Source organism: Arthrobacter arabinosi (assembly GCF_054511115.1).
Map to the genome: position 1 here is coordinate 377,727 of NZ_JBTNDF010000001.1, position 11,058 is coordinate 388,784.

Sequence of the window (11,058 nt, forward strand, 5' to 3'; positions counted from 1 at the left end):
CCGGCGGGCATCCCGCCGTCGTCCCCGACCGTGTGACCACGCCGGGTCCCACCTCCCCGTCCGGCAGCGTCCGGACCACCCACCGAAGGATTGCCCCCATGAAGTCCCACGAGATCGCCAGCCGCTGGCTGAGCTACTTCGAGAAGAACGGGCACACGGTCGTGCCGTCGGCGTCGCTGGTCTCCTCCGACCCGTCCCTCCTGTTCACCGTGGCCGGGATGGTGCCGTTCATCCCGTACCTGACCGCGCGGGAGACGGCACCCTACAGCCGTGCGACGAGCGTCCAGAAGTGCATCCGCACCGGGGACATCGAGGAGGTGGGCAAGACCGCCCGCCACGGCACCTTCTTCCAGATGTGCGGCAACTTCTCGTTCGGCGACTACTTCAAGGCCGACGCCATCCGCATGGCCTGGGAGCTGCTGACCAGTGACGTCGCCGACGGCGGGTACGGCCTGCCGGCGGACCGGCTGTGGATCACCGTGTACCACGAGGACGACGAGGCGCTGGAGATCTGGCGCGACGTCGTCGGCGTCCCCGCCGGGCGCATCCAGAGGATGGGCAAGAAGGACAACTACTGGTCCACCGGCCAGCCCGGCCCCGCCGGCCCCTGCTCGGAGATCTTCTACGACCGCGGGCCCGCCTACGGTGTCGACGGCGGTCCCGAGGCCGACGACAACCGGTACGTGGAGATCTGGAACCTCGTCTTCATGCAGTACCAGCGCGGCGAGGGCACCGGCAAGGACGACTTCGAGATCCTCGGCGAACTGCCGAAGAAGAACATCGACACGGGCCTCGGCCTCGAGCGCCTCGCGATGATCCTCCAGGGCGTCGAGAACATGTACGAGACGGACCAGGTGCGGCCCGTCCTCGACCGCGCCGCGGAGCTCAGCGGGAAGGCCTACACCAGCGCCGAATCCCCGCAGGACCCGCACCACACCGACGACGTCCGCATGCGCGTGGTCGCCGACCACATCCGCTCCTCGCTCATGCTCATCGCCGACGGCGTCACCCCCTCCAACGAGGGCCGGGGCTACGTGCTGCGCCGGCTCATCCGCCGGGCCGTCCGCGCGATGCGCCTCCTCGGCGTCGAGAAGGCCTGCCTGCCCGAGCTGCTGCCGGCATCCAGGGACGCCATGAAGGGGGTCTACCCCGAGGTCGAGGCCGACTTCGAGCGGATCAGCCGGATCGCCTACGCGGAGGAGAAGGCGTTCCTGCGCACCATCGCCTCCGGTACCGCGCGCCTCGAGGAAGCCGTGCGGGAGTCCCTCTCCGAGCAGCGGCCGCTCTCGGGCCAGGACGCCTTCACGCTCCACGACACCTACGGCTTCCCGATCGACCTGACGCTCGAGATGGCCGAGGAGGCCGGGCTCGCCGTCGACGCCGAGGGCTTCCGCTCGCTCATGCTCGAGCAGCGCCGGCGCGCCCAGGCGGACGCCCGCGGGAAGAAGGCCGGGCACGCCGACCTCTCCGTGTTCACCGAACTGCTCGGCCGCGGCCAGACCGTCTTCACGGGCTACGACGAACTGACCTCGGAGGCCCGGATCATCGCCGTCCTCGATCAGGGACAGTCCCTCCCCAGCGCCCTCCAGGGCAGCGAGATCGAACTCGTCCTCGACCAGACCCCCTTCTACGCCGAGGCGGGCGGCCAGGCCGCGGACGTCGGACTCATCACCGGGGACGGCTTCGTCGTCGAGGTCCTCGACGTGCAGCGCCCCGTCAAGGGCCTGAGCGTCCACCGCGCCGTGGTGCGCGAGGGCGAGGTGGTCCAGGGCGCCGTCGTCACGGCCGCCGTCGACCGCCAGCGCCGCCACGCGGGGGAGCAGGCCCACTCGGGCACGCACATCGTCCACGCCGCACTCCACGAGATCCTCGGCCCCGAGGCGCTGCAGCGCGGCTCCTTCAACAAGGCCGGCTACCTGCGCTTCGACTTCTCCTGGGGCGAGGGCATCAGCGCCGCGGCCCGCTCGGAGATCGAGGAGGTCTCGAACATCGCGATCCGCAACAACTACGAGGTCGAGACGAAGATCATGTCCCTCGCGGACGCCAAGGCCCTCGGCGCCACGGCGCTGTTCGGCGAGGCCTACGGCGAGACCGTGCGCGTCGTCGAGATGAACGCCGAGTTCTCCCGCGAACTCTGCGGCGGCACGCACGTGCCCTCGACGTCGCTCATCGGCAGCCTGACGCTGCTCGGCGAGCAGTCCGTCGGCTCGGGCAACCGGCGCATCGAGGCCCTCGTCGGGCTGGACGCCTTCCGCCACCTGGCCGCCGAACGGGCGCTCGTCACCGAACTCTCCGACATGCTGAAGGTGCCGTCCGCGCAGCTGCCCGAACGCCTGTCGGCCACCCTGAACAAGCTCAAGGCCGCCGAGAAGGAACTGGACCGTCTGCGGCGCGAGCAGCTCGCCCTGGCTGCGGGGTCGCTCGTCGACACCGCGGTGGACATCGACGGCGTGCGGCTGATCGCACACGACGCCGGGGAGATCGGCAGCGCCGACGAGCTGCGGACCCTCGTGCTGGACCTGCGCGGCCGTCTCGGCTCCGAACCCGCCGTCGTCGCCGCGACCGGCGTCGCGCAGAACCGCCCGCTCGTCCTGGTCGCGACCAACGAGGCGGCGCGGGCCGCCGGCGTCAAGGCCGGTGCGCTGGTCCGGACCGCCGCGAAGATCCTCGGCGGCGGCGGTGGAGGCAAGGACGACGTCGCGCAGGGCGGCGGCGCCGACGCGACGCGCGTCCCCGACGCGCTGTCGGCGATCCGTGCCGCGGTCGCGGAGCGCTGACGGTCCCGTGGCGGGAATCGGCGGGGGAGCGGTGTCCGACACGCCCGACGGCGCTCCCTATCCCCTCGGGCCGAAACTCGGCGTCGACGTGGGGCAGGTCCGGGTGGGCCTTGCCGGCTGCGACCGGGACGGCCTGCTCGCCACGCCGATCCGCACGCTGAAGCGGGATGCGCGGAAGAACAGCGATCTGCGGATCCTGGCACGCGAGGCCGTCGAGCGCGGTGCGGTGCAGATCATCGTGGGACTGCCGAAGAACCTGAGCGGCAGGGAGGGCGCGTCCGCGGACATGGCACGGGAGTACGCCCGGCTGCTCGCGGAGGAGCTTTCCCGGCAGTCGCATCCGGTACCGGTACGCTTGGTGGACGAGAGACTGAGCACCGTCTCGGCTCACCGATCTCTGCACGCCGCTGGTCTCAGCAGCCGCGACCATCGTAAGGTGGTGGATCAGGCGGCTGCCGTGGAAATACTCCAGCATGCCATCGATATGCAACGTTCACGTGGACGGGATGTGGGGGATCCGGTTCCTGTGCGAGCAGCGGCGGATTCTCAGGGCCCGCTGCTGACCCCTACAGAGGAGCCAGTCATCAAACACAGTTCGCCCAGCAGGAGGGAGTCCGAGTCGTGAGCGACCGTACCCGCCACTCTGCAGACGCCGCGGCCGACCACCCCGCAGACCACCCCGCAGACCTTGCCGCCGATCATCCCGCAGACGCTCCGGTGGACGCCCTCGGGGATCCCGCGGTCGTCGAGCCCGGTGACGGGCACGGCGGCGACACCCCTTACGACGAGACCCACGTCGACGAGAGGTACGACGACCGGGTGCACGGCGACGATTACGCGCATCCTGAGCCGGTCGAGGAGTTCTTCGTGGCACAGGACGTCCCGCGCCGCGGCCGGAAGCGCCCGCCCTCGAAGGCGAAGCGCCGCCGTCGCCTCCGACGGACCGTCGTCATGCTCGTCGTCCTCGCCCTCTTCGCCGGCACCGTGTACGGCGTAGCCCTCATGCTGCGCGACTTCCTCGGCCTGAACGACGTCAAGGACTACGCAGGCCCCGGCGGTGAGGAGACGGTGTTCACCGTCCCGGAGGGCGCGGGAGCCCTGGCCATCGGGACCGGACTGGAGACCGCCGACATCGTCGCCGACTCCGGGACGTTCGTCGAGGCGCTCGGAGCGATCGCCGAGGGCCGGGAGGTCCAGCCCGGCGAGTACGAGATGCGCCTGCAGATGTCCTCCGCCGACGCCGCGGAGGCACTCCTCGGTGAGGACCCGACGCTCGTCTCCTACGCCGCCGTCGCCCGCGACCTGCGGCAGGGCGAGGTCTTCGACATCCTGAGCAAGTCCACGGGCATCCCCCGCGCCGAATTCGACGCCCTGGCCGAGGACCCCACGCAGTTCGGGCTTCCCGCCCAGGCGCTCTCACTCGAGGGCTACCTGCACCCCGGCGAGTACCGCTTCGACATCGAGGCCACCGCCACGGACATCATCACCGAGATGGTCACGGCCACCCTGGACCGGCTCGCGCAGGACGGCGTGACCGACCCGAAGAAGCAGTACGAGATCCTCACCGTCGCGAGCATCGTGCAGGCCGAGGCGCAGGAGGGCGACTACCCGACCGTCGCCGGGTCCATCTACAACAGGCTGAAGCCGGGCAATACGGAGACCAACGGACTGATCCAGTCCGACGCTTCGGTCACCTACGGGCTGGGGACACGCACGTACCAGCTGACGGAGGAGGAGAAGAACGACACCTCCAACCCCTACAACACGTACGCCAACCCGGGGCTCCCGAAGGGACCGATCGGCTCCCCGAGCGACGAGGCGATCGACGCGGCCGTCAAGCCCGCGGACGTGCCGTTCTACTTCTGGGTGACGGTCGACCTCGACACCGGGGAGACCAAGTTCTCGGAGACGTACGCGGAGCACCTGCGCTACGTCGCCGAGTACGACGCCTGGTGTGGCGACAATCCCGGACGGTGCCAGTAGGTGGTGCCGGCAGGGACCACGGCGGCCCGGGGACTCCGGGCCGCCGTGATCGGTTCGCCGATCGCGCACTCGAAGTCGCCGGTGCTGCACGCGGCGGCCTATCGGGCGCTCGGCGTCGACTGCTCCTACACCGCGATCGACGTCGCCGAGGCTGAGGTCGCGGGATTCGTGGACGGCGTTCGCGCCGGGGAGGGGTGGCGTGGACTGTCCGTGACCATGCCCCTCAAGGGCGCCGTCGCCCGGCTGGTCGACGGCACGACGGCGACGGCCGCCGTCCTCGGCGTCGTCAACACCGTCGTCGTCGATGGGCGGGCCCCGCATCCTACGCTCACCGGACACAACACCGACGTCGCCGGCGTGGCCCATGCCCTGGCGGCGGCCGGCGTCGGGACCCCCGCGCGCGCCGTCGTGCTGGGCGGCGGGGGAACAGCCGCCGCCGCTCTGGCCGGACTCGCCCGGCTCGGAGCCCGTACGGTGCGCGTCCTCGTGCGCCGGCCTGCCGCCGCGGCGGACCTCGAGCGCATCGGCGGCGCCCTCGGCCTCGAGGTCTCCCTCGTGCCGTGGGCCCTCGCGGCCGAGACCGTGCCGGCGTCGGACGTCGTCGTCTCGACCCTGCCCCCGCGCGCTGCCGACCCGCTCGCCCGGGAACTCGCGACCCGTGCGGGCTTCCGCACCCACGGGACGCTGCTCGACGTCGCCTACGATCCCTGGCCCAGCCTGCTCGCCGCGACCTGGCAGCAGGCGGGAGGGAGCATCGTCCCGGGCCTCGACATGCTGATCCACCAGGCCGTCGAGCAGGTCGCGCTGTTCTTCCCCGAGGCCGCCCAGGACCGCGCCGCCGTCCTCGACGTGATGTATGACGCAGTGGGAGCCCCCCGGCACTGAGGTGGAGTGCCCCGCATGGCAGTATGGAAGCCATGTTGCGTTGGTTGACGGCAGGAGAATCGCACGGCCCCGCCGTGGTCGGCATCATCGAGGGTATGCCCGCGGGGGTGGGCATCACGAGCGCCGACATCCAGGACGCGCTGGCACGCCGCCGGCTCGGGTACGGGCGCGGCGCGCGCATGAAGTTCGAACGCGACGAGGTGCGCATCCTGGGTGGCGTCCGGCACGGGCTGACACAGGGCGGCCCCGTCGTCATCGAGGTGGCGAACACGGAATGGCCCAAGTGGGAGAAGATCATGTCCGCCGACCCCCTGGGCGAGCAGGACGCCGCGGACCTCGCCGATTCCGCCCGCAACGCCCCCCTCACCCGCCCCCGCCCCGGCCACGCCGACTTCACGGGCATGCAGAAGTACGGCTTCAACGAGGCGCGTCCCGTCCTGGAGCGGGCCAGCGCCCGCGAGACAGCGACGCGCGTGGCGCTCGGCGCCGTCGCTGTGAAGTTCCTCGAGGGCCTCGGGATCCGGCTGGTCAGCCACACCGTCGCCGTCGGGTACGTCTCCGTGCCGGAGGACGCCGTCCTGCCGACGCCGGATGACGTGATCGCCCTCGACACCGATCCGCTGCGCTGCTTCCACCGGGACACCTCGGACGCGATGGTGGCGGAGGTCGACGCCGCCCACAAGGAGGGCGAGACGCTCGGCGGGGTCGTCGAGGTGGTCGCGTACGGTCTCCCACCCGGCCTCGGCAGCTACGTGCACTGGGACCGCCGGCTCGACTCCCGGCTCGCCGCAGCGCTCATGGGCATCCAGGCCATCAAGGGCGTGGAGGTCGGTGACGGCTTTGAGACGGCCGCGCGGCGCGGCACCGCAGCCCACGACGAGATCGTCCGCAACGCGGAAGGCAAGATCATCCGCGCCAGCAACCGGGCCGGCGGGATCGAGGGCGGCATGAGCATCGGCGACACGCTGCGGGTCCGTGCCGCGATGAAGCCCATCGCCACGGTGCCCCGGGCCCTGCGCACCGTCGACATCAGCACCGGCGCCGCGGCGCGCGCGCACCACCAGCGCTCCGACGTGTGCGCCGTCCCGGCGGCCGGCGTCGTCGCGGAGGCAATGACGGCCCTCGTGCTGGCGGAAGCCGTCACCGAGAAGTTCGGCGGCGATTCGCTGGCGGAGACCGCCCGCAATCTGCGCGGGTACCTCGAGAACATCCCGGGGTTCCTGGACTCCGCCGGAGCCTGATGCCGCGGAACCTCCCCGTCGTCCTCGTCGGCCCCATGGCGGTCGGCAAGTCGGCCGTGGGCAGGCTGCTCGCCGAGCGGACCGGTGCGCGGTTCATCGACACCGACCGCGTGATCGCCGAGCGGCACGGCAGCATCGCCGGGATCTTCGCACGGCAGGGCGAGGACGCCTTCCGGGCCATCGAGGCCGACGTCGTCCGTGACGCCCTCGCCGAGGACGCCGTCGTCTCCCTGGGCGGCGGGGCCGTTCTCCACCCGCGGACGCGGGAACTGCTGCAGGACAGCACGGTCGTCTTCCTCGACACCGACCTCGCGGCCGTCCTGCCGCGCATCGGCGCCGACTCCGGTCGGCCGCTGCTGGCCGGGCGCCCGGCGGAACGGTGGCAGGAACTGTACGACGCACGCCGGCCCGTGTACGCGGCGCTGGCCACGATCACCGTCGACACCCGCGGCCTCCCGGTGCGGGAGGTCACCGCGGCGGTGCGCCGGGGCCTGGCGGCCCTCGACGGCGGCAACACCCCGGTACCGCCGCACACCTCGACGCACCCTACGACACACCACGCGACACACCGGAACCACGAGAGCGGGACGACACCCCATGGCCCCTGACACCCCCACCACCATCCCGGTCACCGGGAGCACGCCCGCGGACTCCTACGACGTCGTCATCGGGCACGGACTCCTCGGGCGCCTGCCCGCGATCCTCGGAGAGCGCGTACGACGCGTCCTGGTGATCCATCCGCGGGCGCTGCGGGCCACCGGCGACACCGTCCGAGCCGAACTCGCCGACGCCGGCTTCACCGCCGTGACCGCGGAGGTCCCCGACGCCGAGGAGGGCAAGCACATCCAGGTGGCGTCCTTCTGCTGGCAGGTCCTCGGCCAGAACGACTTCACGCGCTCCGACGCCGTGGTCACCGTCGGCGGGGGAGCGGTGACCGACCTGGGCGGTTTCGTCGCGGCGACCTGGCTGCGCGGCGTGCGGGTGGTGCACCTGCCCACGAGCCTGCTCGGCATGGTGGACGCCGCCGTGGGAGGGAAGACCGGCATCAACACCGCCGAGGGCAAGAACCTCGTGGGCGCCTTCCACCCGCCGGCCGCCGTCCTCGTCGACCTCGACGCCCTCCAGACCCTGCCGAAGAACGAACTCGTGACGGGACTCGCCGAGGTGGTGAAGTGCGGGTTCATCGCGGACCCCGTGATCCTCGACCTGATCGAGCAGGACCGGGCAGGGGCGACGGACGCCGGGTCCGCCGTGCTGCGGGACCTCGTGGAACGGGCCATCCGCGTGAAGGCGGACATCGTCTCGGAGGACCTCAGGGAATCGGGCCGCCGCGAGTACCTCAACTACGGCCACACCCTGGCCCACGCCATCGAACTCGCCGAACGGTACTCGTGGCGGCACGGCGCGGCGGTCTCGGTGGGACTGGTGTTCGCCGCGGAACTCTCGCGCATGGTCGGACGGCTCGGTGACACCGACGCGGACCGCCACAAGAGCATCCTGGAATCCCTCGGCCTGCCGGTCACCTACCGCCGCGACCGGTGGGCCTCGCTGCTGGACGGGATGCGCCGGGACAAGAAGTCCCGCGGGGACCTCCTCCGCTTCGTGGTGCTGGACGGCATCGGCCGGCCGGGCATGCTCGAGGTCCCCGACACGTCGCTCCTCTTCGCCGCCTACCAGGAGATCGCCTCCTGATCGCCTCCCGTGCCGCCTGCCGGCCGCCGCCGCCGGGCCCCCGTGCGGCACGGGGTAGACTGGGGTCTGGACTTTTGGCGCGCCTCCGCGCCCGCTGAGCCTCGGCCGGCCCATCCATCCGCGAAACCGACGAAAGTGAATCTGTGGCGACCACGAACGACATCAAGAACGGCACCGTCCTGAAGCTCGAAGGCAACCTCTGGAACGTCCTCGAGTTCCAGCACGTCAAGCCCGGCAAGGGTGGCGCCTTCGTCCGCACCAAGCTCCGCAACATCCTCTCCGGCAAGGTGGTCGACAAGACCTTCAACGCCGGCCTCAAGATCGAGACGGCCACCGTGGACCGCCGCGACTACCAGTACCTGTACAAGGACGGCGAGGACTTCGTGTTCATGGACACGTCGGACTACGACCAGCTCACGGTGCCGGGCAAGACCGTCGGCAACGCCGCGAACTTCATGCTCGAGAGCCAGATGGCGACCATCGCGCTGCACGAGGGCTCCCCGCTGTACGTCGAACTCCCCGCCTCCGTCACGCTGGAGATCACGTACACCGAGCCGGGCCTCCAGGGCGACCGCTCCACCGGCGGCACCAAGCCCGCCACCGTCGAGACCGGCCACGAGATCCAGGTCCCGCTGTTCCTGGGCACCGGCACCAAGGTCAAGGTCGACACCCGCACGGGCGAGTACCTGGGACGCGTCAACGAGTGAGTGCCCGCAGTAAGGCCCGACGCCGGGCCCTGGACATCCTCTTCGAATCGGCGCAGCGCGACATGCCTGCCCTGGAGGTCATCCGCGCGCGCCGCGAGAAGACGGACATGGTCATCGCCGACTACACGGTCGACGTCGTCGAAGGGGTCCTGGAGCACCAGGAGCAGATCGACGAGTTCCTGAGCACCTACTCGCAGGGCTGGACGCTCGACCGGATGCCCGCCGTGGACCTCATGATCCTGCGGATCGGCAGCTGGGAGCTGCTCTACAACGACGACGTCCCCGACGGCGTCGCGGTCAGCGAGGCCGTCGAGCTCGCGAAGATGCTCTCCACCGACGAGTCGCCGAAGTTCATCAACGGCCTTCTCGGCCGGCTGCAGCAGCTGAAGCCGACCCTGCTCGCCTGAACGTCCTGCCGCAACACCCCGGAAGCCCCCGAAGACCGTCGACGGTCCTCGGGGGCTTCCGGGTTCCGGGCGGTCACCGCCGCTCAGCGCGCCGCCGAGGCCAGCTGGAAGATCCGGACCCTGCGCTGCGTCGCCTCCGCGAGCAGCGTGCGCTCCTCGGCCGCGTAGTCGCCGTCCCGCCGTCCGCCCAGCATCCGCTGGCGCGTGAACGCGATACGGGAACCCGTCCTGATGAACTCCCGCATGTCGTCCTTCGCCCCCACGGACTGCGCCCACGCCAGTGCCTGGGACCGCCCGGGCCGGGTGGCGAGCATGCGCACCTCCTCGGACGTGAACCACCCTTCCCGCGCGTAGTCGCCGAGGCGCGCCTCCGTGAGGCGCCGCTCCGCTCCCCGGAGGACGACGACGGCGATCACGGCGGCGACGAACAGCGGCACCTGGACCACGAGGTAGAAGAGGAAGAAGTTGTCGAACAGGAGGATCGTGCCGCCGTTCCACAGCATGTGCCCGGCGATCGCCGGCAGGAGCCCGAGGACGAAGGCGCCGAGGATCCTCGCGTTCCCGCCGCCGCGGTTGAGCGCGTAGCCCAGCACGAATCCGAGGGACGCGGTGAACATGACGTGGGCGAACGGGGAGAACAGTCCGCGCAGGACGAACACCCCCACGAGGGCGCCGGCGTTGCCGGAGTCCATGACGGCGGAGCCGAAGTAGAGGATGTTCTCGGTGAACGCGAAGCCCGCCGCGACCGTCCCCGCGTAGACGATGCCGTCCACGGGCCCGTCGAAGTGGCTGCGGCGCGTGTACACGAGGATCAGCACGCCGAGGCCCTTCGCGAACTCCTCCACGAGCGGCGCCTGCAGCACCGGCGCGATCACCTCGGGCGACGTCGTGGTGAGCGTGTTCCCCAGCAGTTCCACCACGTAGGTCCCGAGCAGCAGGGTCACGACGACGGACGCCCCGGCGCCCCAGAGGAACGCGAAGAGCAGGGCGCCGCGGGGTTCCGGGTCCCACCGGTCGATCCAGCGCAGCCCGAGCAGGCAGATGGCCAGCGGTACGAGGGCGAGGATGCCGCACAGGACGAACGCCGACGGGCCCAGGGACAGCGAGAGGACCAGGAGGACGCCCGCGACCACGAGGGCCGCGACGAGCACCAGGAGGACGTTGAGCACGCGTCGATGCCGCGGCGGGCGGTTCCACACGGGGTGGAACGGATCGCCGGGGCGCGAGGGAGCCGGCCGGTGGTGCCGCACCGTGGTCTCGCTCCACCACCCCTGGGTGTTCGTTCCGTGGTTGTTCGTCGACATGCTCCAACCCTAGGGGCAAGCGCCGCTGTGGTAGTTTTGACTGCGCAACCACCCTTTAAGTT

General features: G+C 71.1%; 10 protein-coding genes. 9 read left to right on the forward strand and 1 reads right to left on the reverse strand.

Annotation, left to right across the window (positions count from 1 at the left end):
* Positions 1–98: 98 nt before the first annotated feature.
* From alaS to nusB, 9 genes are all read left to right on the forward strand, one after another.
* On the forward strand, positions 99–2,777 hold the full coding sequence (gene alaS, locus ACX80P_RS01845) for an alanine--tRNA ligase (protein WP_459276316.1): 2,679 nt from the start codon (positions 99–101) through the stop codon (positions 2,775–2,777).
* A 31-nt stretch (positions 2,778–2,808) separates the two neighbouring features.
* Positions 2,809–3,402 (forward strand): Holliday junction resolvase RuvX, encoded by a 594-nt coding sequence (gene ruvX, locus ACX80P_RS01850; RefSeq protein ID WP_459276317.1) that lies wholly within the window; start codon positions 2,809–2,811, stop codon positions 3,400–3,402.
* Positions 3,399–4,760, forward strand: coding sequence for an endolytic transglycosylase MltG (gene mltG, locus ACX80P_RS01855; RefSeq protein ID WP_459276318.1), 1,362 nt, complete (start codon positions 3,399–3,401; stop codon positions 4,758–4,760). Before ruvX ends, mltG begins: the two co-directional genes overlap by 4 nt.
* A gap of 3 nt (positions 4,761–4,763) precedes the next feature.
* Positions 4,764–5,645 (forward strand): shikimate dehydrogenase, encoded by an 882-nt coding sequence (locus tag ACX80P_RS01860; protein WP_459276319.1) that lies wholly within the window; start codon positions 4,764–4,766, stop codon positions 5,643–5,645.
* Between the two features lie 32 nt (positions 5,646–5,677).
* A complete protein-coding gene (aroC, locus tag ACX80P_RS01865; RefSeq protein WP_459276320.1) occupies positions 5,678–6,886 on the forward strand; it encodes a chorismate synthase in 1,209 nt (402 codons plus the stop codon).
* Positions 6,886–7,494: a shikimate kinase gene (locus tag ACX80P_RS01870; RefSeq protein WP_459276321.1), complete on the forward strand. Its 609-nt coding sequence runs from the start codon at positions 6,886–6,888 to the stop codon at positions 7,492–7,494. The genes aroC and ACX80P_RS01870 overlap by 1 nt, the downstream gene beginning before the upstream one ends.
* Positions 7,484–8,578 (forward strand): 3-dehydroquinate synthase, encoded by a 1,095-nt coding sequence (aroB, locus tag ACX80P_RS01875; RefSeq protein ID WP_459276322.1) that lies wholly within the window; start codon positions 7,484–7,486, stop codon positions 8,576–8,578. The genes ACX80P_RS01870 and aroB overlap by 11 nt, the downstream gene beginning before the upstream one ends.
* Positions 8,579–8,721: 143 nt before the next feature.
* Positions 8,722–9,285 carry an elongation factor P gene (efp, locus tag ACX80P_RS01880; RefSeq protein WP_459276323.1) on the forward strand — a complete coding sequence of 188 codons (564 nt, stop codon included), beginning with the start codon at positions 8,722–8,724 and terminating at the stop codon, positions 9,283–9,285.
* Positions 9,282–9,692 (forward strand): transcription antitermination factor NusB, encoded by a 411-nt coding sequence (gene nusB, locus ACX80P_RS01885; protein WP_459276324.1) that lies wholly within the window; start codon positions 9,282–9,284, stop codon positions 9,690–9,692. Before efp ends, nusB begins: the two co-directional genes overlap by 4 nt.
* 83 nt (positions 9,693–9,775) lie before the next feature.
* Here the strand turns inward: nusB and ACX80P_RS01890 are convergent, their stop codons facing one another.
* A complete protein-coding gene (locus ACX80P_RS01890; RefSeq protein ID WP_459276325.1) occupies positions 9,776–10,996 on the reverse strand; it encodes a PrsW family intramembrane metalloprotease in 1,221 nt (406 codons plus the stop codon).
* Positions 10,997–11,058 lie beyond the last annotated feature (62 nt).